23 protein-coding genes are annotated in these 23,691 nt (G+C 65.3%); 10 read left to right on the plus strand and 13 right to left on the minus strand.

Annotation, left to right across the window (positions count from 1 at the left end; genetic code table 11):
* Positions 1 to 44: 44 nt before the first annotated feature.
* The 4 genes from AC3WMU_RS01880 to AC3WMU_RS01895 form a co-directional block, all read right to left on the minus strand.
* A complete protein-coding gene (locus AC3WMU_RS01880) occupies positions 45 to 1,499 on the minus strand; it encodes a DUF1254 domain-containing protein (RefSeq protein WP_492281704.1) in 1,455 nt (484 codons plus the stop codon).
* 116 nt (positions 1,500 to 1,615) lie between these two features.
* Positions 1,616 to 2,926: a DUF1254 domain-containing protein gene (locus tag AC3WMU_RS01885; protein ID WP_492281705.1), complete on the minus strand. Its 1,311-nt coding sequence runs from the start codon at positions 2,924 to 2,926 to the stop codon at positions 1,616 to 1,618.
* Between the two features lie 406 nt (positions 2,927 to 3,332).
* Positions 3,333 to 3,704 (minus strand): DUF1641 domain-containing protein, encoded by a 372-nt coding sequence (locus AC3WMU_RS01890; RefSeq protein WP_492281706.1) that lies wholly within the window; start codon positions 3,702 to 3,704, stop codon positions 3,333 to 3,335.
* 2 nt (positions 3,705 to 3,706) lie between these two features.
* Positions 3,707 to 4,897: an NAD(P)/FAD-dependent oxidoreductase gene (locus tag AC3WMU_RS01895; RefSeq protein WP_492281707.1), complete on the minus strand. Its 1,191-nt coding sequence runs from the start codon at positions 4,895 to 4,897 to the stop codon at positions 3,707 to 3,709.
* A 249-nt stretch (positions 4,898 to 5,146) separates the two neighbouring features.
* Between AC3WMU_RS01895 and AC3WMU_RS01900 the strand changes: the two genes are divergently transcribed.
* Positions 5,147 to 5,791 carry a hypothetical protein gene (locus tag AC3WMU_RS01900; protein ID WP_280028639.1) on the plus strand — a complete coding sequence of 215 codons (645 nt, stop codon included), beginning with the start codon at positions 5,147 to 5,149 and terminating at the stop codon, positions 5,789 to 5,791.
* 14 nt (positions 5,792 to 5,805) lie between these two features.
* On the opposite strand, the gene AC3WMU_RS01905 is transcribed toward AC3WMU_RS01900, so the two are convergent.
* Together AC3WMU_RS01905 and AC3WMU_RS01910 are read right to left on the minus strand one after the other, a co-directional pair.
* On the minus strand, positions 5,806 to 6,723 hold the full coding sequence (locus AC3WMU_RS01905) for an MBL fold metallo-hydrolase (RefSeq protein WP_454677348.1): 918 nt from the start codon (positions 6,721 to 6,723) through the stop codon (positions 5,806 to 5,808).
* 86 nt (positions 6,724 to 6,809) lie between these two features.
* A complete protein-coding gene (locus AC3WMU_RS01910) occupies positions 6,810 to 7,637 on the minus strand; it encodes an alpha/beta fold hydrolase (RefSeq protein ID WP_492281708.1) in 828 nt (275 codons plus the stop codon).
* A 378-nt stretch (positions 7,638 to 8,015) separates the two neighbouring features.
* On the opposite strand from AC3WMU_RS01910, the gene AC3WMU_RS01915 reads away from it, so the two are divergent.
* From AC3WMU_RS01915 to AC3WMU_RS01930, 4 genes are all read left to right on the plus strand, one after another.
* On the plus strand, positions 8,016 to 9,017 hold the full coding sequence (locus AC3WMU_RS01915; RefSeq protein WP_492281709.1) for a bestrophin family protein: 1,002 nt from the start codon (positions 8,016 to 8,018) through the stop codon (positions 9,015 to 9,017).
* Between the two features lie 126 nt (positions 9,018 to 9,143).
* Positions 9,144 to 10,022, plus strand: a complete 879-nt coding sequence (locus AC3WMU_RS01920) for an RNA polymerase sigma-70 factor (RefSeq protein WP_492281710.1) — start codon at positions 9,144 to 9,146, stop codon at positions 10,020 to 10,022.
* Between the two features lie 122 nt (positions 10,023 to 10,144).
* Entirely contained in the window at positions 10,145 to 10,564 is a 420-nt protein-coding gene (locus tag AC3WMU_RS01925; protein ID WP_424624949.1) for a cupin domain-containing protein, read from the plus strand.
* Between the two features lie 128 nt (positions 10,565 to 10,692).
* On the plus strand, positions 10,693 to 11,697 hold the full coding sequence (locus AC3WMU_RS01930; RefSeq protein ID WP_492281711.1) for a LysR family transcriptional regulator: 1,005 nt from the start codon (positions 10,693 to 10,695) through the stop codon (positions 11,695 to 11,697).
* 4 nt (positions 11,698 to 11,701) lie between these two features.
* Here AC3WMU_RS01930 and AC3WMU_RS01935 read toward each other — a convergent pair whose 3' ends face one another.
* The 5 genes from AC3WMU_RS01935 to AC3WMU_RS01955 form a co-directional block, all read right to left on the minus strand.
* Complete coding sequence (locus AC3WMU_RS01935; protein ID WP_280028650.1) at positions 11,702 to 12,196, minus strand: Ohr family peroxiredoxin; 495 nt, start codon at positions 12,194 to 12,196, stop codon at positions 11,702 to 11,704.
* 19 nt (positions 12,197 to 12,215) lie between these two features.
* A complete protein-coding gene (locus AC3WMU_RS01940) occupies positions 12,216 to 12,971 on the minus strand; it encodes an SDR family oxidoreductase (protein WP_492281712.1) in 756 nt (251 codons plus the stop codon).
* Between the two features lie 9 nt (positions 12,972 to 12,980).
* Complete coding sequence (locus AC3WMU_RS01945; protein ID WP_006225397.1) at positions 12,981 to 13,460, minus strand: carboxymuconolactone decarboxylase family protein; 480 nt, start codon at positions 13,458 to 13,460, stop codon at positions 12,981 to 12,983.
* A 230-nt stretch (positions 13,461 to 13,690) separates the two neighbouring features.
* Positions 13,691 to 15,346 (minus strand): CehA/McbA family metallohydrolase domain-containing protein, encoded by a 1,656-nt coding sequence (locus AC3WMU_RS01950; RefSeq protein WP_492281713.1) that lies wholly within the window; start codon positions 15,344 to 15,346, stop codon positions 13,691 to 13,693.
* 121 nt (positions 15,347 to 15,467) lie between these two features.
* A complete protein-coding gene (locus AC3WMU_RS01955; protein WP_035213411.1) occupies positions 15,468 to 16,115 on the minus strand; it encodes a TetR/AcrR family transcriptional regulator in 648 nt (215 codons plus the stop codon).
* Positions 16,116 to 16,274: 159 nt separating this feature from the next.
* Between AC3WMU_RS01955 and AC3WMU_RS01960 the strand changes: the two genes are divergently transcribed.
* Genes AC3WMU_RS01960 through AC3WMU_RS01970 form a run of 3 tightly spaced genes read left to right on the plus strand, consistent with a single transcriptional unit; the run spans position 16,275 to position 18,781 of the window.
* On the plus strand, positions 16,275 to 17,486 hold the full coding sequence (locus tag AC3WMU_RS01960) for a Tm-1-like ATP-binding domain-containing protein (protein ID WP_492281714.1): 1,212 nt from the start codon (positions 16,275 to 16,277) through the stop codon (positions 17,484 to 17,486).
* An 11-nt stretch (positions 17,487 to 17,497) separates the two neighbouring features.
* Positions 17,498 to 18,328 (plus strand): phosphoenolpyruvate hydrolase family protein, encoded by an 831-nt coding sequence (locus tag AC3WMU_RS01965; RefSeq protein ID WP_280028658.1) that lies wholly within the window; start codon positions 17,498 to 17,500, stop codon positions 18,326 to 18,328.
* A gap of 9 nt (positions 18,329 to 18,337) precedes the next feature.
* A complete protein-coding gene (locus AC3WMU_RS01970; RefSeq protein ID WP_492281715.1) occupies positions 18,338 to 18,781 on the plus strand; it encodes an SRPBCC family protein in 444 nt (147 codons plus the stop codon).
* On the opposite strand, the gene AC3WMU_RS01975 is transcribed toward AC3WMU_RS01970, so the two are convergent.
* Positions 18,778 to 19,746, minus strand: a complete 969-nt coding sequence (locus AC3WMU_RS01975; protein WP_035213412.1) for a LysR family transcriptional regulator — start codon at positions 19,744 to 19,746, stop codon at positions 18,778 to 18,780. The two genes, AC3WMU_RS01970 and AC3WMU_RS01975, sit on opposite strands and share 4 nt — an antisense overlap.
* Positions 19,747 to 19,835: 89 nt before the next feature.
* On the opposite strand from AC3WMU_RS01975, the gene AC3WMU_RS01980 reads away from it, so the two are divergent.
* Together AC3WMU_RS01980 and AC3WMU_RS01985 are read left to right on the plus strand one after the other, a co-directional pair.
* Positions 19,836 to 21,299: an N-acyl-D-glutamate deacylase gene (locus tag AC3WMU_RS01980; RefSeq protein ID WP_488705827.1), complete on the plus strand. Its 1,464-nt coding sequence runs from the start codon at positions 19,836 to 19,838 to the stop codon at positions 21,297 to 21,299.
* Between the two features lie 37 nt (positions 21,300 to 21,336).
* Positions 21,337 to 22,296 carry a tripartite tricarboxylate transporter substrate binding protein BugE gene (locus AC3WMU_RS01985; protein ID WP_035213413.1) on the plus strand — a complete coding sequence of 320 codons (960 nt, stop codon included), beginning with the start codon at positions 21,337 to 21,339 and terminating at the stop codon, positions 22,294 to 22,296.
* A 6-nt stretch (positions 22,297 to 22,302) separates the two neighbouring features.
* Here the strand turns inward: AC3WMU_RS01985 and AC3WMU_RS01990 are convergent, their stop codons facing one another.
* Positions 22,303 to 23,691 carry a sulfite reductase subunit alpha gene (locus tag AC3WMU_RS01990; RefSeq protein ID WP_492281716.1) on the minus strand — a complete coding sequence of 463 codons (1,389 nt, stop codon included), beginning with the start codon at positions 23,689 to 23,691 and terminating at the stop codon, positions 22,303 to 22,305.

Consider the following 23,691-nt stretch of genomic DNA (forward strand, 5'->3'; position numbering starts at 1 on the left):
GCAAGCCGGGCTTTTTTTGTGCCGTGCAGCCGGCGCCTGCAGGCTTACTTCACCAGTTCGATGTCGCCCGGCTTCCAGCTCTTGTCGAAGGCGGCAGTTTCAGGACCGTAAATGCGGATGTAGGCAAACCACCCCTTGCCCGACGGCGTCTTGATCCAGCGGTTCTCGCCGCCTTTGGGCGCCTTGGGCCCGAAGTACAGCTCGACGGGCTTGGTCTTGTCCACGTCCTTCAGTTCGAACAGCGAGCGCAGGGCTGCCATGTCCTGGTCCGTCTGGACTTGCGAACGCGTCGCGGCGTCATACACCGTGACCGACCAGAACAGCTTGCCCGGGACGGGTTGCGGAATCGTCAGCTTGTACTGCTTGCTGCCGTCCAGATAGGCGCCCTTGCTGTCGCGCGCGCCCAGCCAGTACAGCGAGCCCGCGCCGGCATCGCGCCGGAACATGGCGGGCGACGCCACGATGGCTTGGGCGAACCAGCGGTCGCGCGCTTCCAGGTCGATGCCTGCCGGCGTTTCAAATTGCGCGTTGGTCGGCACCAGGCCCGCCCACTCCCATTGCCGATCCGGCCAGTTCTTGCGATCAGGGCGGGTGCTGGCGAAGGCACCCACCAGCATCTGGTCCCGACCCTCGCGTGCGGCACGCGTCAGGATGCCTTTGGTGCGCGCATCGGGTTGGAAAGGCTTGCCCTTTTCGATGCCAAGTTCCGCCAGCAGTCCGTACATGGGCAGAAACTCGGGAACGCGCGCTTCGGCCTGGATGATGCCGTTGAGCCGCTCCCAGAATTGGAAGTTGTCTTCCCAGCGCAACGACGTGCTGTCCATCGCCTTTTTGGACGTGTCGACGGCAGTCAGGGGTTGTGGGTTATCGGCGCTGGCCAGCGGGTAGATCTTGATGTTGCGCAGGCCGTCCAGCGCCTTTTGCAAGTCGCCTTCGGCCGGCAAGGCTCGGACGGCGACCAGGTTCTTGAAGGACTTCGAGTGCCCGACGTAATAACCCTCGGGGATCTTGCCGGTGTATCCGGGCGGCAGCACCAGATGCTTGCCGCCTTTGCCCGCATCGGGACCGGGCAGGCCCATGTCCAGCACCCAGCCCTGGTTGTGGTCGTCCACCAGGCCGATGAACGGTCCCGGGGGCAATTCGATCACCATGGGGCCGTCTTTCAAATCCAGCACGCCTGAACCGTACGGCGTATCGGAATTGAGCGTGAACCCCACCTGGCGGGGGCCTGTTGCGGCAATGCCCCATTGCTTGCCGTCTTCGATGCCGACGGCTCGGTTGCCGTTGAAAATGCCTTCCACGGACACGGTGGGATACCAGAAGCGGTACGCCACGATCGCGCGCTGCAAGGCGGCGTCGTCGCGCGCGCGCTGGCTGGCCTTTTCGGTCGGGAAACCTTTGTTGAAAGGGTAGGAGGGCGGCGCGGCGGTATCCGCGGCGTGGGCGGGCAGACCCGCGGCAAAGCTCAGGCTCAAGGCGGCCAGGAAGGTGCGTTTCATTGTTTCATCCCAGATTGAGTGCGTATGCGGCCGCCAAAACGTCGCGTGGCGCAGGCGGGGGGCCGCAGAGATCGGGCCAGAAGGCGCGCAGGCCAGGCCTGCGCGCCTTCCGTTTGCTACTTCAGCTTCTCCACATCACCGGGTTTCCAGCTTTGGTCGAAGAACGGCTGCTTCGGTCCATACAGGCGCAGGATCACGAAGAAGCCCGAGCCGGGAACGGTTTTCAACCAGTTCTTGCCATGTCCCGCCGGTTCAGTGGGGCCGAAATAGATATCGGTCGAACCGTCAGGATTGACGTCGGGCCGGTCCATCGTATTGATGGAAGGGAACGGCTGCCCATTGGCCAGGCCCGCTGCGGTTTCCGGCCGGTACACGGTGACGGACCAGAAGATGCCCGCCGGAATGTCCTTGGGCAAGTGAAGCCGGTAGGACTTGCCGCCCGACAGCGGATCGCCGTCGGCATCCCGGAACGCGACGGGATACTTGGCGCCCATGCCCGCCATGTTCACGGCCATCGCCGGACTGGCGGAATACGCCAGCGCGAAAAAGCCGGTCCGCAGATCCAGGTACTTGAACGAAGGCCCGGTGAACTCCGTATTGACCGGGAAGGGATTCACCCATTGCCGGTCGGAATACCAGCGCGTGTTGGGAACGATGGGCGGAGGGTCGTAGGCGATCGCGCGGCCAATCCGGTAGGCCGTCTTGCCGGCCTTGTCCAGGATTTCCCGCGTGTGAGCGTCGGGATTGAACGGCTGTCCCTTGATGATCCCGATGCTGGCGAGCATGCCGCGCATGTCGGCGTCGACGGGGTCCACGTATTCGCTGTCGATGAACCGCGACAACATGTCGAAAGCCGAGCCGTCGGTGGGGTACAGCATGTTGGGTGTTGCCTTGGACCCATCCGGAAACTGCATGGGCTTGGCCGATGCCTCTTTACCCAGCGGATAGATTCGGGTGCGGGTGACCAGGTCCACCGGGTCGCCGAGATTGGCGGGGTCCTTGAAGAATGCGCGCCAGAAAACGAAGACGTTGTAGGTGCGCGACTTGTAGACGATGTAGCCCTTCGGGATCTCGCCTTGGTAATCGGGCGGAATGACCAGGTACTTTGCACCCTTGCCCTTGTCGGGGCCGGGCAGGCCCACGTCGCCGCACCAGACATCCTTGGCGTACGGCTCCGGGTACCAGGTTTTTTCCGCGACGGGCGTCGGGTTGCAAATGGGGCGCTGGAAGAAGTCGTCAAGAATGCCCTGAAGACCGGGCGGCACGTCCAGGACCATGGGCCCATCCTGCTTCAAGTCCAGGTAGCCCATCGCGTAGATGACGTCCGAGTTCGGCGTCGTGACCAGCGTGTTGGCGTTGAGCCGTTCTTTCCACACCGGAAGGACGTTGTAGCCCTTGCCGAACAGCCGTTCGGATCCTTCCTTCATGGCGAAGATGTTCAGCGCCGGTTGCGCCCACAAGTAGCTCTGGACGGCTCGTTGAAAGAGCAATTCGTCTTTGAGGGTTGCGGAATCCGCTTTGGAAAGGTACCCCTCTTGCAGGGGAATTTGCGAAAGCTGGTCGTACCGGGAGGATTTCTGAGAAGGCGGCGTGCCGCAACCCGCGATGAGGAAAGCCACTGCCAATGTCGAGCAAATTGCCTTGAGCGCCATACGGGTTCCTTAACAACGAATATTGATAAGTCACTTGAACGTGCCAACCGCGAATGCATCGAGAAAAAAACCGCGAGTCAGATTATCACGATTATTCACAAGTAAAGGGGTAGTTCCAGGCCGCGGCCCGTCGCCGCTTCCCAATCGGCGACGCCCGGCCTTTGAACCGTGGCGCGCCCGCTCAGGGGACGGTGTAATCGGCCCGCTGCGCACCGATCTGCCGCCCCACACTTTGCAGCGAGCGCAGCACCAGCGCCACCCCGCGCCGCGTGTCCTCGTCACGCAACAGCGCCAGCAGCCCCAGCAGGCTGGGCGGATGTGCTTCCGTCAGCGTTTGCGCATGGGCGGCGCGCACGCTGTTGGCGGCCGTCCATGCGGCGCCCGCCGCTTGTTCGGACAGCAGCCCAAGCTTCTCCACCATGGGCTGGTCCAGCAGATCCACCAGGTCGGAAGTCAGCGAGATCAGGTCGACGATGTTGTCCAGCCGTTGGCTGTCGACAAGCGGACGCAGCTTGCCGGCCAGCGCCTGCAGCGTTTCATCATGGGTATTCATGTTCATAGCATTCCCCTTGCGACCGCCCAGTACAGCCCCCGGTTGAATCCGTGCCGAAGCAGCCCGCCCAGTTTGGTCGGAGGCGTGGGCTGCACGTCATGGGTGTAGTCGTACCACAAGGGCATGCCCGCATTCAGCCCCATCTGGGCAACGGCCTGCACCCGGCCTTCGTAGACGCTGCAAGGGTGGCCCAGCCGGATTTCGCCCGCGATGTTGTTGGCGATGACGGGCGCCTGGTTGTGGCACGAGCCGCCCGCTTTGCTGACTGGCAGGTCCACCGTATCGCCGATGACGTAGACATTGCGCAACCCGTAGACCTGCATGGTTTCGTGATCGGTCGGCAGCCAGCCCTCGTTGTCCTCCGCCTGGGATACGCCTGACTCCAGCACGGCATCGACGGCGCGTATCGGCGGCGTCGCCATCAGAATGTCGAACGGTTGCTCGCCGCCTTCCGCGGAATACGCGACGCGCGCCTCCGGGTCCACGCGCGCCAGCGTGAAGCCGCGCTGGAACTTGATGCCGCGCTGCTCGAAGATGGCGGGCAGCACCTCGCAAGTGGGCTGTTGCAGGAACAGGCAGTTGCGCAAGAGTTGCGACGTGGTGGGGTAGGTGTAGACGATTTCGACTTTGTCGCGCACGCCGCGACGGCGCAAATAGTCGTCCAGCATCAGGGTGGTTTCAATGGGCGCGATGCCGCATTGGTGGGGCACGTTCGGCGTCTTCGGGAAGGTGACGCTGACGAAGATGCGGCCTTTGTCGATCTTGGCCAGCCGGCTGGCCAATTGGCGCGCCGGCGCGTACTGATAGAAATGATCGCCGGCTTCTTTCAGGCCTTCTATGCGTTCGGGCGCGGGGATGCAGCCCGTGGCGATGACCAGGTAGTCATAGCCGTAGCGCTTGCCCTGCTGCGTCAGCAATTCCTGGCTGTTGAATTCAAATCGCGTGACTTTATCGACGTGGAAATGGATCTCGGGGCGCAGCAGAGAACGTTCCGGGCGCTTCAACTCTTCCTGGAAGAAAAGATTGAAGGCCACATACATGAAGGCGGGCTTGTAGTAATGGTCAGGAGAATCCGACAACAACGTGACGCTGACCTCGCCTCGCGACACCTCGGGATATAGCTTGGAGACCAGCTGGTTGGCCAGCATGGTGCCGCCAACCCCACCGCCTACGACAACAATTCGCTTGCTCATAAAAATCCTCCAGTGAGAATAGTCAGGAACCAAGTGCAGTTGCGCGTCTATATGTACCAACGGCGGGTAATAAGGTCAATTAAATAACTATTTCTTATATTTGAGGGCATCTACCGCGCCGGAAGCGCTGCTTGCCAGCGGCATGCACAGTCGCTTCCGATTAATGGTGTCGGATTACAATCCGCGTCAGGCTGCTTGTAGCCATCCTCCCTTTTCGCACGACCCACTAACGATGGAATGTCATTCCGTATGAAATTCAAGGCTTTGACCCTGGGTATCCTGATGGTCGGCGCAGGCGCTTCGCAGGCCGCGACGGTGAAGGAAGTCTTCAACGCCAACATGCTGGGCACCAATCAGCGCTATTTCGAATCGGTTGCCGGCATTCCGCGTGAGTCCAACGGAAACGACCACTTGTTCCTCGTCCAGAACTGCCCGATCACCGCCACGATCGGCGGGGGCAAGGTGTCGGCGCTGCGTATGGAATTGGCCAATGGCTGCGAAGCCGACCTGCAAAGCTTCATCGGCGAATATGCGCCCAAGGCCGGCCAGCCCATCACGCCCGGCGCGTTCGGCCGGGGCCAGCGCTACACGGCAAGCTGCTTGACGGAATGCGGCAATGCCGTGGATCCGTCGGCCTATGCGCTGTGGGTCGCACCGCGCGCGGCGGGCGGTCTGGAGGTCCTGATGGAAATGGTGTTGGCCGGCGGCAAGGCGGCGGATGCCGCCGACCAATGGGAAGCGCACATGAAAAAGGCCGCGGGCAATGACTACGTGATCAACACGAAGTTCAACTGCGAGACCCGCTTCGACGACGTTGCCGAGGCCGCCTTCAAGGACGTGCCGGTCAACGCCATCACCATTGGCTACGGCTTGCCGACAGAGCGCTGCCGCTGAACGGGGGCGCCCGGTCAGTAATCCCAGATGACCGGGACCCAGCGAAAGGCGTCGCCGTTGACGGCGACCCGGCCGACCGACGGGAACGGCAAATGGGCCGCCACCAGCAGCCCGCCGTTCTCGGCCAACTCTTGAAAGAGGCCGATGCGGACGCGGGCCGATTCTTCGGGATCATGCTCGAAGCCGTTATGCCAGTCGGGATGGTCAAATCCCACCGGGAACATGGCGTCACCGGCAAAGGTCAGGCGCTCGCCGCCTGACACCAGGTCGACCACGCTGTGCCCCGGGGTATGGCCGCCGGTTAGGCGCACGATCACGCCCGGCGCGACTTCATGCGTGTCTTCGAAGATCACAAGCCGGTCGCGATATTCGTTGTAGAAGGCCGTAGCGGTTGAACGGAGCACGTCGGGCACCGGCTTGGGCATGACGGTGTGCGTGAAATCGGGCGACGTCCAGAATGCGACTTCGGTTGCCGACACATGGATGCGCACGTCCGGACGTAAGCGTTCCTTCACGCCGGCGACGAGCAAGCCGCCTACGTGATCCATGTGCATATGGGTGATGATCACGTCCGTGACGGACTCCAGGGCGATGCCGGCGGATTCCAGGCGCTGCGGGAATTGGCCGGCACGCGGAAAGCCCGGGAACTGCCCGCCCAGCCCCGCATCGATAAGGATCGTCTGGCCCGCGCTGCGGGCCACCATCACGTTAAGCGGCCAGTCGAAGGCATCCGGCGGCATGAACATGTGGCTCAGCCAATCCGCCAGGTCAGCGGGGTCGGCATTGGTGGCCATCGTCGAGGTGGGCAACGGCAGCACGCCGTCGCTGACCACCAGCGCGTCGATCTCGCCCACCTGCACCGCGTACCGGGACGGAACGAGGTCGATGGGCTTGAGGCTGTCGGGGTGCAAGGTGTTGTCGGTGGAAAGCATAGCGAAATCTCCTGAATGAGGGCCGGACTAACCGGCGTGGATGTGCCAGGCGACTGGCGGCAAATTGCCGTGCGACGCCAGGGGCATCAGGCGCGAAGAAAGGCGAGCAGGTCGGCGTTGACGCGGCCTTGCATCGTGGCCGTGAGGCCGTGCGGTGCGCCGGGGTAATAGATCTCCTTGGCGTGCTTGACCAGCCGCGCCGCCTTCTTCGCCGAATCGTGTACCGGCACGATCTGATCGTCTTCGCCATGCATGAACAGCGTCGGCACGTCGATCTTTTTCAGGTCTTCCGTGAAGTCGGTTTCCGAGAAGGCCTTGACGCATTCGTAGGCGTTCTTCTGGCCGCTTTGCATGCTCCACAACCAGAACTGGTCCAGCAGCCCTTGCGAGACCGTGGCGCCGTCGCGGTTAGCGCCGTAGAACGGGATGGCCAGCGCCTTGTAGAACTGCGAGCGGTCGCCGGCCACACCGTCGCGGATGCCGTCGAAGACCTCAAGCGGCAGCCCTTCGGGGTTGGCGGCAGACTTGAGCATCACGGGCGGCACGGCGCCGATGAGCACGGCCCGGGCCACGCGGCGGGTACCGTGGCGGCCGATGTAGCGCACCACTTCGCCGCCGCCGGTAGAGTGGCCGACCATCGTGATGTCTTTCAAATCAAGCGTCTCGATCAACTGCGCCAGGTCATCGGCATAGCCATTCATGTCGTTGCCTGAGGAGGGCTGCGCCGAGCGGCCGTGGCCGCGGCGATCGTGCGCGATGACCCGAAAGCCATTGCGCGCCAGGAAGTGCATTTGCCCGTCCCAGGCATCCGCGTTGAGCGGCCAGCCGTGCGAGAAGGTGACGACCGGGCCGTCGCCCCAGTCCTTGAAGTAGATCTGCGTGCCGTCCTGAGTGGTGAAGGTATTGCGGGTCATGGGCGTGCTCCGGTTGGGGTGGGGAGGTATTGCGGGGCTGCTGCGCTTGCTGCGTGGAAAGTGAAGGCATCGTAGGTCTGCGCCCCAGGTGCGCGGTAGGTCCTCGCCGGGAAGCACGCTGTTGTGCGGCGCGCACCAATTCGCCGCGCGGCGCAGTGGTGCGCCGCGTGCGGGCTTGCGAGAATGGGCACAGGCACGGGCATTGGGAATGCAGCAGCGGATTGGTGTCGTCCAGGCAACACCATGCGTCGTGTCGCGGCCCTACCGCCCCGCAAGCGATCCCTCTAGCATTTATCCCGAGGGTCGCAAGACGCGCGACGTTCGAAGGCGCGGCTCACCGCGCATTGATTGGGCGCCAGATGGCGCAAGGCCGACACCATGCATCTGGGAAAATCCTATCGCTTGAGCGAATTCGTGATCTGGACGCGCAGGAGCCTCTATGGCCTGTTGGCGCTAAGCCTCGCGCCCGTGCTGCTGTATCAGGTCGCCGGCCTGAAATGGTTGACGCTGCCGCTGTCGGTGGTGTCGCTGCTGGGTACGGCCACCACCTTCGTGGTCGGCTTCAAGAATGTGCAGACCTACGCGCGCACGGTCGAAGCGCAGAAGATCTGGATGAGCATCGTCAGTGCCAGCCGCTACTGGGGGGTGATCAGCCATACCTACGTGAGCGATCCGGGCCGGATCGCGGGCCTGGTGAACCGGCATCTGGCCTGGTTGACGGCGCTGCGCTATCAATTGCGCGAGGCCCGCGTCTGGGAAAGCGCGGGTAGCCGGCCCAACGCGGAATACCAGAGACGGTACGTGATCCCGGAACGTGTCGAATCGCTGGAGTCCGCACTGTCGCGGTATCTGCCGACACCGGAGATCGCGGCGTTGATGCCGGCCGACGGCAAGGCGGCGCAGCTGCTTGCCATGCAGGGCCGCGCGGTCAGAGGCCTGCTGGACGAGGGCGCCATCACCGCATCGGAGTATGCCGAACTCAACAGCCGCATCAGGGAACTGCTGGATCTACAGGGGCAGGCCGAGCGCATCAAGAATTTCCCATACCCGCGCCAGTACGCCATCATCAATACCTTGTTCGTGCGTTCGTTCTGCGTGGCGTTGCCGTTCGGCCTGGCGGCCCAGTTCGATCAGATCGGGCAAAGCGTCGGCGGATTCATGCATGCCCAGATGGTATGGCTGGCGGTGCCTTTCAGCGTGATTATCTCGTGGATCTACACCTCGCTTGAGCAGGTGGGCGAAAGCACGGAGAACCCTTTCGAGGGCAGTGCCAACGATGTGCCCATCAGCCGGCTGAGCACGATGGTCGAGCGGGACTTGAAGCAGATGCACGGCAGCGCCGACCTGCCGGGGCTATCCGTCAACGTGATCGTGCTGTAGTCCACGGGGTCCCGTGCGGCAGGATCCGATTGCGCGGCGCCGGCGCATCGTGCTTGTCGCCGCAGGGCGGCTGCGGCAAAATACTTTTCCTCCCGCGTCGCCTTGCTTGGCGTTGATCCCCTCCCTATGACCGACTCCGTGCTCCTCTTCGAGCGTCACCGTCCTCGCCTGTACGCGATCGCCTACCGCATGCTGGGGGCGGTGGCCGAGGCGGAAGACGTCGTGCAGGAAGCATGGCTGCGCTGGGACGGCACAGACCGCGCCGCGGTGCAGAACGCCGAAGCCTGGCTGGTCACCGCCACCACCCGCTTGTCCATCGACCGCCTGCGCGCGGCCAAGGCCGAACGCGAGAATTACGTGGGGGTCTGGCTGCCCGAGCCGATGCTGATGGCCGCGCCAGCCACGCCGGAACAGATCCATGAGCAAGCCGACGACGTGTCGGTGGCTTTTCTGTACATGCTGGAGCGCTTGTCGCCGGACGCCCGTGCGGCTTTCCTGATGCGGGAGGTCTTTGACGCCGACTATGAAGACATCGCGCAGACGCTGGATAAGAAGCAGGCCGCGGTCCGTCAGCTTGTGCGCCGCGCCAAGCAGCAGTTGAGCCAGGGCACTCCCCGCCAGACCGTGCCGCGTGCGACGTTGCAACGCCTGTTGCTTGCTTTTGCCGACGCGATGCAGCGCAGCGATTTCCACGGCCTGCATGCGCTGCTGAGCGACGACGCCGAGCTTATCGGCGACGGCGGCGGCAAGGTGTCGAGCTTTGCCAGCCTGGTGGGCGGCAAACGCCTGGCACAGCTGTTCTATGCCGGCAAACGCCGCTACCGCGATGGCCTAAGCACTGAAGTCGTTCAGGTGAACGGCCAATGGACCCTGTTGCGCTTCATCGATGGCCACCTTGAATCGGTGCAGGCCTACGAAACGGATGGTCAGCGTCTGACGCGGGTCCTGGTGCAGCGCAATCCGGACAAGCTTGCGCGTATTTCGGCCGCGCTGGCGCAAGACTGATACCGACGTCCTGCGCGGGCGTTGGTGCCTGCGGGGCAACATGGTGATCCCCTGCGCGGACCTACCGCAGCAACGCTGGTGCTCCTACGATGGGCTTTCCTTCACGCTGCCAAGGATTGGCCATGTCAAAGATCACGAAGTTCGCGTTGCCGCTTATCGCCGCGGGCGCGCTGTTGAGCCCGTTTGCCCACGCCGCCTCCGGTGCGGCGCCGGCCGACGCCATCGTCACGGAGCTGATGAGCAAGGACCTCCCGGACATCCCTGGCAAGGACGCGCTGATGATCGTCGTCGACTACCCGCCCGGCGCGGCCGATCCTGTCCACCGACATGACGCCTACAGCTTCGTCTATGTGCTTGAAGGCAGCATCGTCATGCAGGTCAAGGGCGGCAAGGAAGTGACGCTGACCCCCGGGCAGACCTTCTACGAAGGCCCCCACGACGTCCACACCGTGGGTCGCAACGCCAGTCAGACGCAGCCCGCCAAGTTCCTGGTCGTCCTGATCAAGAAGCAGGGGGCGCCCGTGTTGACCCCTGTGAAATAAGGGACGAACCATTGCGTGGAATGCGGGGTCTCGTCCCCGGGGGACAAAACTTTTTTTCGGGCGATGTCACGAAATGACCTGCTGCGCCGTCTTAACGGTAGGATCAACCTACTTGCGACGCCGCCATCATGCCGACATCTCCCTCCGCTTCCCCGGCTGCTCCCCCGGCCACTGGCCCGGACTCCCTGGCCGACAGTTTCGCCACCAGCTATGCCGGCGTCATGGCGTTCATCGCCGTCGCGGTGGAAGGCAACTTCGCCAAGGCCGGTGACCGGCTGGGCATCGGCCGGTCGGCCGTCAGCCGCAGTGTGCAGAAGCTGGAAGACCAACTGGGCATCCGGTTGTTCGTACGTACTACGCGCAGCACCTCGTTGACCGCCGAGGGCCAACGCTTCTATGAAGAGTGCCACCCGGGCGTGGATCGGATCATCCGGGCCCTGGACGACATGCGGGACCTGCGCGAGGGGCCGCCATCGGGGCAACTGCGCGTGTGTTCCACGGTGGGTTTCGGCCGCAAAGTCGTCGCGCCGCTGCTGCACGGGTTCCGCCAGGCCAATCCAAACATTTCGGTTGAGTTGTTGCTTGACGACGGGCCCACCGACTTCACCACGGATCGCGTCGATGTGTCGTTTCGCAACGGCCGCATGGAAGACAGCCGCGTGATCGCCAAGAAGGTGATTCCCATGCAGATGATGCTGTGCGCGTCGCCCGACTATGCGGCCAGGCATGGCCTGCCGGGCAGTGTCGAAGAAATTCCCGGCCATCAATGCGTGAACTTCCTGTTCGCGTCGGGGCGAGTCTACGAATGGGAATTCAAGGTGGGCGGCCAGCTGCGCAAGGTGGCGCCGTCCGCCATGCTGACTTTCAACGATGCCGATCTGGTGCTGCAATCGGTGCTGGACGGCCATGGCATTGCGCAAATGGCGGGCTACCAGGTCTGCGACCACTTGCGGGCGGGCACTCTGGTCGCCTGCTTGCCGCAATACGCCCCGGACGACCGCGGGCATTACCTGTGCTTCCTCAGCCGCGAACACTTGCCAGCGCGCATGCGCGTCTTCATTGACTACATGACCGAAGGCATCCGTGCGCGGGACCTGCAGATATTGGAAAGCCTGCTGCCGAAACAGGCGTAAGACGCTATTGCGTCAAGGCAACGATGCTTTCGATTCCGTCCTGGGCCATCTTGGAGTACGGGCACAGCCGTTCCGTGTTGCGCACCAGTTCCTCGGCGACGGCGCGGGCCACGCCGGGCAGATGGATGTTGATGTTCGCGGTCAGCGTATACAGCCCATCGACGGGATCGCGGCCGAACGAAACGGTGGCCGTCACGGAAGCATCCGGAATGGCCAGGCCCGCCCGCTCGGCCAGCATGCTCAGCGCGCCGTGAAAGCACGCCGCGTAGCCGGCGGCGAACAACTGCTCGGGATTGGTGCCCCCGCCCGTGCCGCCCATTTCGGCGGGCAAGCGCAGTTCCACCAGCAGTTCGCCATCATCCGAAATGGCGATGCCCGAGGCGCGGCCGTGCGCGGCCTCTCCGCCGCGCACCGTCACGCTGGTGGTGTACAGGGGATGGAAATCCGAGCCCCGGTACTTGTCCAGGAGACTTTGGGGAGGAGGCCGCAGTTTGCGCATAAGGTCCTCGGGGTTGCCGCTACTTTCGTACGCCCGAACGGCTGAACCAGGTGTCGAAGTCGATCTTGCCCAACCAAGGACCGGCGCCCGGAACCAGTGTTTCGTCGTTGAGCAGCGCACCGAAATAGCGTGCGCCTATGTCGGCCCGCACGGTGCGTTTATCGCCGATTCGATCCATGTAGCGCTGTGCCAGTTCAGCCAGGCGAACCCGGTCGGGACCGGCGATTTCCACGATGCCGTTCACCGGCGCCGCCAGGGTGGCATCGGCCATGGCCTGGGCCACATCGTCCGACGCGATCGGCTGGACGAAGGCGGGGGACAGCAGCACCTCGTCGCCCTGGGTGCCCGATTGCACGATGCCGCCCAGAAACTCGAAGAACTGCGTGCTGTGGACGATGGTGTAGGGGATGCCGCCTTTGACAATCAGCGCTTCCTGGGCGATCTTGCCGCGGAAGTATCCGCTTTCAGCCAGGCGGTGCGTACCGACGACCGACAGCGCGACGTGGTGGCGCACGCCAGCCCGGGCTTCGGCGGCCAGCAGGTTGCGGCCTGAAACCTGGAAGAACTCCAGCACCGCCTTGTCTTCGAACGAGGGCGAGTTGGCGACGTCCACCACGGTGTCCACGCCAGCGAGCGCTTCATCCAGGCCTTCGCCAGTGATCGTATTGACGCCGGTGGCCGGCGACGCGGCGATGGCTTCGTGGCCGCGCTCAGTGAGCAGCTTGACGAGTTTGGAGCCGATCAGGCCCGTCCCGCCGATTACCAGGATTTTCATGATGCGTCCTTAGTTGAATTGGGCTTTGTCCAGGCCATACGCCTTGTCGGCCGAGCCAGGCACGGTCTGGAATCCCACGTTCAGGCGATTCCACCCATTGATCGCCATGACGGCGAAGCTCAGGTCCGAGATTTCCTTTTCGGACAATTGGGTCCGGACGCGCTCATAGATGTCATCGGGCACGCCATGCGCGCCCAGGGTGGTCAGCGCCTCAGTCCAGGCCAGGCAGGCGCGCTCGCGCGGCGAGAACTCGGTGGATTCGCGCCAGATCGCAACATGGTGCAGGCGCAGCTCGCGTTCACCGTGGATCTTGGCCTGCTTCACATGCATGTCCAGGCAGAAGCCGCAGCCGTTGATCTGCGAGGCGCGGATCTCGATCAGATCCAGGATGGACTGCTCGATCGTCCCGGACTTCAAGAGCATGCCGAATTCGACGAATTTCTTGAACAGTTCGGGCGATAGCGCGAAAGCGTTTAGACGTTGGCTCATGGTGACTCCCTGGGTGGATTTGCGTGTCCCGGCCCTGTTGGGCGGGTGTGGCGTGTGTTTGAACAACGCCCAAATCGTAGGTCCGCAAGGAAATCGGCAGTAGGCCCGGCCAAGGGACCATGATGTTGCCTCAATAGCAACAATCATCCGGGGACGCACCGCCGCGTAGCCCGGGGAGGCTGCCGCCCACGCGCGACCGTTATCGCGCGTGGAGGGCAGGGCACGTCTTTTTACTGCGCCACCGTCACGAACACCGGGTTCGAATAGAACCACAGGTCGTTGTAGTTGCGCGCGTTGATGGCATTGAAGCGCGCCACGTTGTCGGCCAGGTCCACCTTGGCGTCGGGCAGCGGTTCGCCCGCGGCGGTTTCGCCGGCCACGTCCACGCCCAGGTTGGTGCCGCGCAACCGCAGGTACTGGCTCTTGTCGGCCGTCACCGTGGTCTTGATGACGTTGTAGCCCTCGGCATCCACCGTCCAGTCGGCGCGCGTGAAGCGGGCCAGCACGCGGGTCGTCGGGTTGGTGTCGGCGTCGTAGCCCGGCGTGCCGGCGGCAGCGCGCGTGCCGACCTCGCCCATGATCAGGTCTACGTGGTTGACGGTAGGCTTGACGTAGGTGGGGTTGCCGCTTTCGATCGGGTATTCGTAGTGGTTGCTGTCCGGGCTGCGAAAGCGGATGGTGACTTCCACGCGCTCGCCCTTGGCCGCCTTCAGCTCGCCACCCATGTGCACGGCGCCGCCTGCGCCCTTGGCCTGGAAGTCCAGCGCATCGATCAGGTCTCCGAATACGCCAAACATGCGGCCGCTCTTCAAGCCCGCAACCACCGAGGCCATGTCCTTGCCGTCCTTCCAGACGTGCGTCTTGGCGTACTCGCCGGGCGCATAGCCCGAACTGTAGAGGCCCGAAGCCGTGCGGAAGTGGAAGTCGGAATCCGCCACGGTCCAGATGCGGCGGCCTTCGCCCAGCAACGCGTCCCAAGTGCCGCCCAGGTGCGCCACCAGATAGTCCACGCCGCCATAGGTGCGGTTGGGCAGGAAGGCGTTGGTATAGGCCGTGGCGTAGCCGCCGCGGTCCGGTTCCATCTGGTTGCCCACCATGCCTTCGATGGCGAAGAAGACGTCCGGCGCCAGATCGTTCATCTCGCGCAGTTGCGCCACGGTGTACTTGCCGGCGTAACGCGACGGATGGTTCAGCAGCATGTAGCTGTCGGGATGCTTGTCGCGCAGCCATTTCAGCGCGGCCAGCGAATCGGCGTGGGTGGTGAACGCACGCGTCTGGCCTGCCAGGCGCGACACCAGCAGCGGGTCGAAAAGGGCGGGGTCACGGTTGGTGAACAGGTATTCGAATTCGGCCACCGCCTGCAGCGACTTGGCAGACATCGGGTCGTTCACGCCGATGCCGATGTTCACGTGGTCATGCGTGGGCATGTCCCATTCGAACGACGAAAAGATGATCTTGCCGGCATAGCGGCCAGCGGCTTGCGCCGTCTTGATGAACGGCACTTCGTACTGGGCCATGCCGGTGGAAAAAGGCACGGGTCCGCCGGCAAGCGCCGTACCGGTATGGTCGCGGCCCGACAGGCGCAAATGGTTCGAGATCGCGGCCCAGTCCAGCTTGTAGCGGTCGAAGGCCTGGTCCAGCGCGCTTTCCAGGCTGACTTGCGCGTCGTCCGATTGATAGGTGTGCACGTGCAGGTCGCCCGCGGTCCAGGCGCCGGTCTCAACCGGCTTGGGATCGACCGGCGTGGGCTCCGTCACCACCGGCGGGGTGGGTGTGACGACATCATCATCGTCGTCGTCGCTGCCGCCGCAGGCGCTCAACAGGGTGACGCAAACCAGCGACAACGGCATGACGGCCCGCCGCAAGCGGGATACTTCGAACTGCATGGACACACTCCAACGTCTGGCGGCCTGCGAAGGCATGGCCGCGAAAGGGCGGAACTATGCCCGCGGCGGGTGACGAGGGAATGACAGCCAGATGGGCGGGGGCAGTCGCGCCCGCCCAGGATTACGGCTTGGCGGGCTTGGCCTCGGCCACGGCCTGCCTGATGATGGCCTGCGCCGTCCAGCGCACGACGTCCGTGATTTCAGGCAACTCCAGGTGCCAGATGTCCTTCAACACCAGGAACACCTCGGACCCGTAGACCAGCGACAGCGCCTGCGCGACGCGGTCTTGCTGCGCCGGCGTCAAGTCGGCCGCCAGCGGGGCGATGGCGCGCTTCAGGATGTCGACCCGATGGCCACGCACCAGGCGCGGTTCGTTGCCCGCCTTGCCGGCGCTGGCTTCGGCGTGCTGCTGCAATGACACCATGATGGCGGCGCGCAAGGGCGCCTCGTGCGCTTCCAGCCGGGGAAAGGCGAAGCGCAGCAGTTCGTCCACGCGCGTGGCGGCGTCCGGCGCCGCGGAGTTCCAGGCCAGGATGGGGCCCAGGCTTTCATCCACGACGGCGGCGATCAGCGCGCTTTGGCTGGGGAAGTAGCGGTACGCAGTCGCGCGCGAGACCCGGGCATGTTCGGCCAACTCGGCGACGGACGGGGTGATCCCCTGGGCCATCAACTGCTGCGCCGCGTCCAGCAGCGTCTTGCGCATGCGGGCGCGGGGCCCATGCGGGGGTTCCCCGCTGGCTGCCGCCTGTGGGCTGGCGGGCGCGATCAGGCGTGCGGTGCCCGCCGCCGGGGCGGCTGGGGTGGCGAGGGAGGTTTGACGTGAGACAGGTGTCTCAGTATGATTCTTTCGTCTCATTTCTTGATTCTACAGGCCTTGCGGCCTCACATATCGAGGCGCGCACCGAGTGTAGCCGCCCGCGGAGGAGCCATGACGCATTCGAACCGGTGGGTCTTTGTCGCCGCCACCTACGACACCAAGGGCCACGAAGCCGAGTACGTGGTGGATCTGCTCAAGCGCGAAGGCCTGGACGTGGTGTCGGTGGACGTGTCCACCACCGGCGCCGCCAGCGCCGCCCAGGTGCAGGCGCAGGAAGTGGCCCGCAGCCATCCCGGCGGCGCGCAGGCCGTGTTCACCGGCGACCGCGGTACGGCAATTGCCGCCATGGCGCTGGCCTTTGAACGCTACGCGGCCGGCAACGGCGCCATCGGCGCCTTGCTGGGCCTGGGCGGTTCCGGCGGCACCGCGTTGATCACACCGGCCATGCGCGCGCTGCCCATCGGCACGCCAAAGCTGATGGTGTCGACGATGGCCTCGGGCAACGTTGCGCCTTACGTCGGCCCCTCCGATATCGCCATGATGTATTCGGTGACCGACGTGGCGGGGCTGAATCGCATCTCCCGTCGCGTGCTGGCCAATGCCGCCGGCGCGATCGCGGGCGCATTCCGCCAGGCGGGCGTCGCCATCGAAGACGATGGGCGGCCCGCCGTGGGCATCACGATGTTCGGCGTGACCACCGCCTGCGTGCAGCAGGTGACGCCGTTGCTGGAATCCCGCTACGACTGCCTGGTGTTCCACGCCACGGGCACGGGCGGGCAGTCGATGGAAAAGCTGCTGGACAGCCATTTGCTGGGCGGCGTGCTGGACCTGACCACCACCGAAGTCTGCGATTTCCTGTTCGGCGGCGTCCTGGCCTGCACCGAAGACCGTTTCGGCGCCGTGGCCCGCACCCGCGCGCCCTACGTCGGCTCTTGCGGCGCGCTGGACATGGTGAACTTCGGCGGGATGGATACCATTCCCGAACGCTATCAGGGCCGCAAGTTCTATCCGCACAATCCGCAGGTGACGCTGATGCGCACCACGGTCGAGGAAAACACCGCCCAAGGTGAATGGATCGCTGCCAAGCTGAACCAGTGCGATGGGCCGGTCCGCTTCCTGATCCCCGAAGGCGGCGTGTCCGCGCTGGACGCGCCGGGTCAGGCGTTCTGGGACCCCGAGGCTGACGCGGCCCTGTTCGCCGCGCTGGAGGCCAACCTGGTGCAGACGCCGCAGCGCCGGCTGGTGCGCGTGCCCTGCCACATCAACGACCCGCTGTTCGCCAAGACGGCGGTCGACCATTTTCTTGAAATCGCTACCCATTAAGGATTGCCGTCATGCCCCGTTTCGACCGTAACGACCTGCTGGACAAGTTTCGCGCCATGGTGCGCGCACGCACGCCCATCGTGGGCGGCGGCGCGGGCACGGGCCTGTCGGCCAAGTGCGAAGAGGCGGGCGGCATCGACCTGATCGTGATCTATAACTCGGGCCGTTACCGCATGGCGGGCCGGGGCTCGCTGGCCGGGCTGCTGGCTTATGGCAACGCCAACGAGATCGTCGTCGACATGGGCCGCGAAGTGCTGCCCGTGGTGAAGAAAACCCCGGTGTTGGCCGGCGTGAACGGCACCGACCCCTTCTGCGACTTCGACGTGTTTCTGGACGACCTGAAGCGCCAGGGTTTTTCCGGCGTGCAGAACTTCCCCACCGTTGGCCTGATCGACGGCACCTTCCGCGCCAATCTGGAAGAGACGGGCATGGGTTATGCGCTGGAAGTGGACATGATCCGCCTGGCGCACAAGAAGGGCATGCTGACCACGCCCTACGTCTTCAATGAAGACGACGCGGTGGCGATGGCCAAGGCCGGCGCGGACATCATCGTCGCGCACATGGGCCTGACGACGGGCGGCTCCATCGGCGCCGAGACCTCGCAGACGCTGGACGGGTGCGTGGCCGCCATCGACCGCATTGCCGCCGCCGCGCTGGCGGTGCGCCCGGATATCATCGTGCTCTGCCATGGCGGCCCCATCGCCACGCCCGAGGACGCCGCGCACGTGCTGCGCGCCTGCAAGCATTGCCATGGTTTCTACGGCGCCAGTTCCATGGAGCGCCTGCCCACCGAACAAGCGCTGACCGCTGCCACGCGCGAGTTCAAAAACCTGACTTTCTAAGAGGGTCCCATGCCGCATACCGTCCACATCAGTGCCATCATCCATGCGCCGCTGGAAACGGTCTGGCCGCTGTTCCGCGACTTCGACGGGCTGGCCGGCTGGCATCCCGGCGTGGCGCAAAGCCGGCTGGAAGCCGGTGGCCGCCATGACGCGGTGGGCAGCGTGCGGCACCTGACGCTGGCGCCTTCGGGCTTTGTGCGCGAACAGCTGCTGATGCTGGACGATCCCGGCACCGCGCTGCGCTATTCCATCATCGAGACCGACCTGCCGATGCGCGACTACGTGGCGGGTGTGTCCCTGCGCCCCATCACGGAAAGCGGCCACACCCTGGTCGAATGGTGGGCCGACTTCCGGGTGGAAGGAGCGCCGCTTGCCGACGTGGCGCAGGCCGTGGGGCAGGGCGTGTTCGCGACGGGCCTGGCGGCGCTGGACGTAAAACTGCGCGCCGGCTAGGCCATCGCTTTCTTCCCGGCCGGCACGCGCTTGCAGCCGGCCGGCAGCGGTGCATCGCGCAGATAGTCGTGGATGGCGCGGATCAGCGCCTGCGCGGCCGGGCTCAACGGATACTCCTTGTGCCGGATGATGCACACCGTGCGCACGACGGTCGGCCGCGCCAGCAGCGCGTAGGCCAGGCCGGGTTCCAGCACGCGTTGGGCGGCCAGCGCCGGCAGCACTGCCACGCCCAGCCCGGCCTTTACCAGGGCCGCTTGCGACGTCGTGCTGGAAGCTTCATAGAAGGGCGCGCCCGCCTCGATGGGCAAGTCCGCCCGAGCGCGCAAAAGCGCCATGATCCCCGTTTCGTCGACAACCCCCACCAGCTTGCGCTCGGCCAGGTCCGACCAGCGCATGGTGCCGTCGCGTCCCGGCCGCAGGCCGGTGTCGTCGGCACGGTAAAGCACCCCGAAACGGTCTTCCAGCACGGGGTCGAAGCGCAGCCCGGGCGCGTCGGCCCAGCGGCTGGTTAGCCCGAAGTCCACCTCGCGCGTGGCGACTTTGCGCTGGATGCGGCCGGAATTGTCGTCGCTCAGGTACAGGCGCACTGCAGGGTACTGTGCCGAGAAGCCGGCCGCGGCCGGCGCGATGATCTGCGTGATGGCCGATGGCGCCGCAGCAACGCCGACGCGTCCGCGTTCCAGCGCCCCATAGCGCACCACGTCTTCGATCACGCCGTCAAAATCCGCCAGCAGCCGCATCACGCGGGGCAGGAATTCCTCGCCGGCGGCGGTCAGCAGCACGCGCCGGCTGGTGCGTGCAAAGAGCTGGGTGGCGAGAGCCTCCTCCAGTTGGCGTACCAGGCTCGTGACCGAGGATTGCGTCTGGAACAGGCGCTTGGCGGCATGGGTGAAACTGGATTCCTGCGCCACCGCAACAAAGGCGGTCAAGTGCTTCAGGGTGACATGCTTGGGCAGGCGATTCATTTCAAACCACGATAGATGGATCAATAAAAACAATTTTTCCAGATTGATCGCGCGAACGATACTAGGGCCTTCATCCAGGCAGGACAATCATGCGGCAGGAAACATTGGATCTGATCATTGAAGGCGGCTGGGTCATCGACGGCCTGGGCGCGCCCCGGCGGCGGGCCGACGTCGGCGTGGCGGGCGAGCGCATTGCGGCGATCGGCGACCTGTCCGGCGTGGCCGCTGCCCGCCGGCTGGACGCCCGGGGCAAGATCGTGGCGCCGGGGTTCATCGACGTGCACGGCCACGACGACCTGATGTTCGTCGAAAAGCCGGGCCTGGAATGGAAGACCAGCCAAGGCATCACCTCGGTCGTGGTCGGCAATTGCGGCGTCAGCGGCGCGCCCGCGCCGCTGCCCGGCAACACCGCCGCGGCCCTGGCCCTGCTGGGCGAAACGCCGTTGTTTGCGGACATGCAGGCCTACTTCGATGAAGTGCGGTCTACCCAGCCGATGATCAATGTGGCCGCGCTGGTCGGCCACGCGAACCTGCGCCTGGCCGCCATGCGTGATCCGACGGCGGCGCCCAGCGTGGACGAACAGGCGGCCATGCAGCGCATGCTGGCCGAGGCGCTCGCCGCCGGCGCGGTGGGGTTCAGCACCGGTCTGGCGTACCAGCCGGGCGGCGTGGCCGAACCCGCCGAACTGGAGGGGCTGGCCCGCGTGGCCGCGGCGCATGGCGCGCTGCACACCAGCCATATCCGCAACGAAGGCGACGAGGTCGAAGCGGCCGTGGACGAAGTGCTGGCCGTCGGGCGCAATACGGGCTGCGCCACCGTGCTGTCGCACCACAAGTGCATGATGCCGCGCAACTGGGGCAAGAGCCGCGCCACGCTGGCCAACATTGACCGCGCCCGCGCCGAAGGCGTGGACGTGGCGCTGGACATCTATCCGTACCCGGGCAGCTCCACCATCCTGATTCCCGAGCGCGCCGAAAGCATCGACGATATCCGCATCACCTGGTCCACGCCGCATCCCGAATGCAGCGGCGAATCGCTTGCCGACATCGCCGCGCGCTGGGGCTGCGACAAGACGACCGCGGCCCAAAGGCTGTGCCCGGCAGGCGCCATCTACTTCGCGATGGACGAAGCCGAAGTACGGCGCATCTTCCAGCACGAATGCTGCATGGTCGGTTCCGACGGCTTGCCCAATGATGCGCATCCGCATCCGCGCCTGTGGGGCAGCTTCACGCGCGTGCTGGGCCGCTATGTGCGCGAGGCCGAGCTGCTGACGCTGGAGGCCGCCATCGCCAAGATGACGGCGCTGCCGGCGCGCGTGTTCGGCCTGGCCGGTCGCGGCCAGCTCAGCGTGGGGGCGTGGGCGGATATCACGGTGTTCGATGCGGACACGGTGGTGGACCGCGCCACGTGGGAGTCGCCCACGCTGGCGTCCACCGGCGTCGAGCACGTGCTGGTCAACGGCCAGCCCGTGTTTCCGGCAGCCGACGGCATGGCGCGCCCCGGAAAGATATTGCGCCGGGAACCCGCCGCGCGAGACCAGCACCCCGAATAACAACAGCAACCATCCTTCAGGAGACAACCCCATCATGATGATGCGCAAAACTTGTACGGCCCTTCTGCTTGCCGCCGTGCTGCCCGCGGCCCACGCCGCCTTTCCCGATCATCCCATCACCCTGATCGTGCCGTTCCCGGCCGGCGGCCCCACCGATATCGTCGGCCGGGTGGCGGCGGCGAAGGCGGGCGAGATCCTGGGCCAGCAGATCGTGGTGGAAAACCGCACCGGCGCCTCGGGCACCATCGGCATGGTCGCCACGGCGCGCGCCAAGCCGGACGGCTACACCGTGGGCCTGGCCACCGTCAGCACGCACGGCACCGCGCCGCACCTGTTCCCCAACCTGGCGTACGACCCGGTGAAGGATTTCACGCCCATCAGCAACCTGGTCACCAGCCCCAACATCCTGAGTGTGAATCCGAAGTTCCCCGCGCAGACGCTGGCCGACTTCGTGTCGCACGTGCGCGCCAATCCGAACAAGGACGGCTATGCCAACGCCGGCGCGGGCGGTGTGAACGACCTGGGCATGATCTGGTTCCTGCAGATCATCGGCGGCAAGATGAACAGCATCTCTTACCGTGGCTCGGCGCCCGCGTTGACCGACACCGTGGGCGGCGTGGTGCCGGTGATCTTCGACAACTTTCCGTCCTCGTTGCCCTACCTGAAAAGCAAGCATCTGCATGCGCTGGCCATCACGGGCGCCGAGCGCAACCCACGGCTGCCCGATGTGCCGACGTTCGCCGAGCAAGGCTACAAGGACTACGACGTCACCGCCTGGTACGGCGTCGTCGGGCCGGCAGGGATGCCCGCCGACGTGCGAGACAAGCTGGCGCAAGCCTTCGCCCAGGCCGTGCGCGATCCGGCCACGGCGGCAAAGATGGAAGAGACGGGCGCGTTCCCGCTGGGCAACACACCGGCGGAATTTGCTGAGCAGATCCGCAGCGAACGTGACCGCTGGAAGACCGTGATCGACCGCGCGCAGATCAAGCTGCAGTAAGCGCCGTCAGTAGACGTCGCGGCGGTAACGGCCGCCGTGCTGCAGGGCTTGCAGGCGCTCGTCGCCCAGGATGTCTTGCAGCGCGGCGTCCACGCCGCTTGCCATGCCTTGCAGGCTGCCGCAGACATAGATGGCGGCGCCCGCGTCCACCCAGGATCGCACCGCGTCGGCGTGTTCGCGCAGCAGGTGCTGCACGTACCGGCGCTGGGGCTGGTCGCGCGAATAGACGGCGTCCATGCGTTCCAGCGTGCCGTCTTGCCGCCAGGCGGCGATGTCCTCTTGGCAGAAGCGGTCATGCGCGGCGTTACGTTCGCCGAAAACCAGCCAGTTGCGCCGGTGACCTGCGGCGCGCCGCGCCTTGATCAAGGCCCGCAGGCCTGCCAACCCGGTGCCGTTGCCCACCAGGATCATCGGGCGTTCGTCGTCCGGCGCATGGAAATTGCGGTTGGCGCGCACGCGCAGTTCAATGCCGTCGCCTTCCTCGGCAATATGGGTCAGCCAGCCGCTGCCCAGCCCCAAGCCGCCGTCCGCGCTGCGCATCTGGCGCACCAGCAACTGGATGGCGCCATCTTCCGGCAGGGATGCGATGGAGTATTCGCGGTGCGCCTGTACCGGGCCGCCGCGTGCGTGCCGGGGGCCGATCTCGGCGATATCGCCGGCCATCCAGCGTGGTGCGTCGCCGGCGGGCGGTGTCAGCGTCAGCAGATAACAAGGGCCGCCCTGGCTGTCGGGATTCATCAGGGTGCGGCCAGCCAGGCGCCAGGTGTCGTACACGGGCGCTTGCCAGTCGGGCAGGTCGCTGCGGCCGGCCAGCAGGCCCAGGTGATGCTGCCAATGGCGCAGCGCTGCCGGGTCGCCGTTGTCCACTTCCACTAAATCGAACAGCGGTGTCGCGCCTTGGGCATGCAGCCAGTCGTCAAGCCGGTGGCCGAACCCGCAAAACTGGGCGTATTCGCTGTCGCCCAGCGCCAGCACGGCGTATTGCATGCCGGTCAGCGCCGGGGCCGCGCCGACGGCCGTTGGCAAGGCCTGCATCTGGCCGGCGAAGGCCGCAGCGGCGTCGGGCGGGTCGCCTTCGCCGTAGGTGCTGGCTACGAACAGGACGCGCCGATAGGTGGTCAGGCGCGCCAGGTCCAGTTGGTCAAGCGCCGCCACGCGAACCGTCAGGCCGCCAGCGCGCAGGGATTCGGCCGTCTGCGCGGCCAGGGTCTCGGCGTAGCCGGTCTGGGTTGCGTAGGCGACCAGCAATGTGTCTTCGGGCGTGGGGGCGTTCAGGGCTTGCAGGGCCTGTGCGTGCAGGGCTTGCAGCCGCCGGGCGCGCCGCCATGCCCATACGCATAGCAGCAGCCAAAGCCCCACCACGCATGCCGCAGCAATCAACCGGGTCAGGCTCAT

The sequence above is a fragment of the Achromobacter sp. FW305-C-13 genome (assembly GCF_058783475.1).

Bases quoted from the DNA above. Each gene is read 5' to 3' on its own strand.
- AC3WMU_RS01880 (WP_492281704.1), bottom strand. From the start codon at position 1,499: ATGAAACGCACCTTCCTGGCCGCCTTGAGCCTGAGCTTTGCCGCGGGT.
- AC3WMU_RS01885 (WP_492281705.1), bottom strand. From the start codon at position 2,926: ATGAAGGAAGGATCCGAACGGCTGTTCGGCAAGGGCTACAACGTCCTT.
- AC3WMU_RS01890 (WP_492281706.1), bottom strand. From the start codon at position 3,704: ATGAATACCCATGATGAAACGCTGCAGGCGCTGGCCGGCAAGCTGCGT.
- AC3WMU_RS01895 (WP_492281707.1), bottom strand. From the start codon at position 4,897: ATGAGCAAGCGAATTGTTGTCGTAGGCGGTGGGGTTGGCGGCACCATG.
- AC3WMU_RS01900 (WP_280028639.1), top strand. From the start codon at position 5,147: ATGAAATTCAAGGCTTTGACCCTGGGTATCCTGATGGTCGGCGCAGGC.
- AC3WMU_RS01905 (WP_454677348.1), bottom strand. From the start codon at position 6,723: ATGCTTTCCACCGACAACACCTTGCACCCCGACAGCCTCAAGCCCATC.
- AC3WMU_RS01910 (WP_492281708.1), bottom strand. From the start codon at position 7,637: ATGACCCGCAATACCTTCACCACTCAGGACGGCACGCAGATCTACTTC.
- AC3WMU_RS01915 (WP_492281709.1), top strand. From the start codon at position 8,016: ATGCATCTGGGAAAATCCTATCGCTTGAGCGAATTCGTGATCTGGACG.
- AC3WMU_RS01920 (WP_492281710.1), top strand. From the start codon at position 9,144: ATGACCGACTCCGTGCTCCTCTTCGAGCGTCACCGTCCTCGCCTGTAC.
- AC3WMU_RS01925 (WP_424624949.1), top strand. From the start codon at position 10,145: ATGTCAAAGATCACGAAGTTCGCGTTGCCGCTTATCGCCGCGGGCGCG.
- AC3WMU_RS01930 (WP_492281711.1), top strand. From the start codon at position 10,693: ATGCCGACATCTCCCTCCGCTTCCCCGGCTGCTCCCCCGGCCACTGGC.
- AC3WMU_RS01935 (WP_280028650.1), bottom strand. From the start codon at position 12,196: ATGCGCAAACTGCGGCCTCCTCCCCAAAGTCTCCTGGACAAGTACCGG.
- AC3WMU_RS01940 (WP_492281712.1), bottom strand. From the start codon at position 12,971: ATGAAAATCCTGGTAATCGGCGGGACGGGCCTGATCGGCTCCAAACTC.
- AC3WMU_RS01945 (WP_006225397.1), bottom strand. From the start codon at position 13,460: ATGAGCCAACGTCTAAACGCTTTCGCGCTATCGCCCGAACTGTTCAAG.
- AC3WMU_RS01950 (WP_492281713.1), bottom strand. From the start codon at position 15,346: ATGCAGTTCGAAGTATCCCGCTTGCGGCGGGCCGTCATGCCGTTGTCG.
- AC3WMU_RS01960 (WP_492281714.1), top strand. From the start codon at position 16,275: ATGACGCATTCGAACCGGTGGGTCTTTGTCGCCGCCACCTACGACACC.
- AC3WMU_RS01965 (WP_280028658.1), top strand. From the start codon at position 17,498: ATGCCCCGTTTCGACCGTAACGACCTGCTGGACAAGTTTCGCGCCATG.
- AC3WMU_RS01970 (WP_492281715.1), top strand. From the start codon at position 18,338: ATGCCGCATACCGTCCACATCAGTGCCATCATCCATGCGCCGCTGGAA.
- AC3WMU_RS01975 (WP_035213412.1), bottom strand. From the start codon at position 19,746: ATGAATCGCCTGCCCAAGCATGTCACCCTGAAGCACTTGACCGCCTTT.
- AC3WMU_RS01980 (WP_488705827.1), top strand. From the start codon at position 19,836: ATGCGGCAGGAAACATTGGATCTGATCATTGAAGGCGGCTGGGTCATC.
- AC3WMU_RS01985 (WP_035213413.1), top strand. From the start codon at position 21,337: ATGATGCGCAAAACTTGTACGGCCCTTCTGCTTGCCGCCGTGCTGCCC.
- AC3WMU_RS01990 (WP_492281716.1), bottom strand. From the start codon at position 23,691: ATGAGCCTGACCCGGTTGATTGCTGCGGCATGCGTGGTGGGGCTTTGG.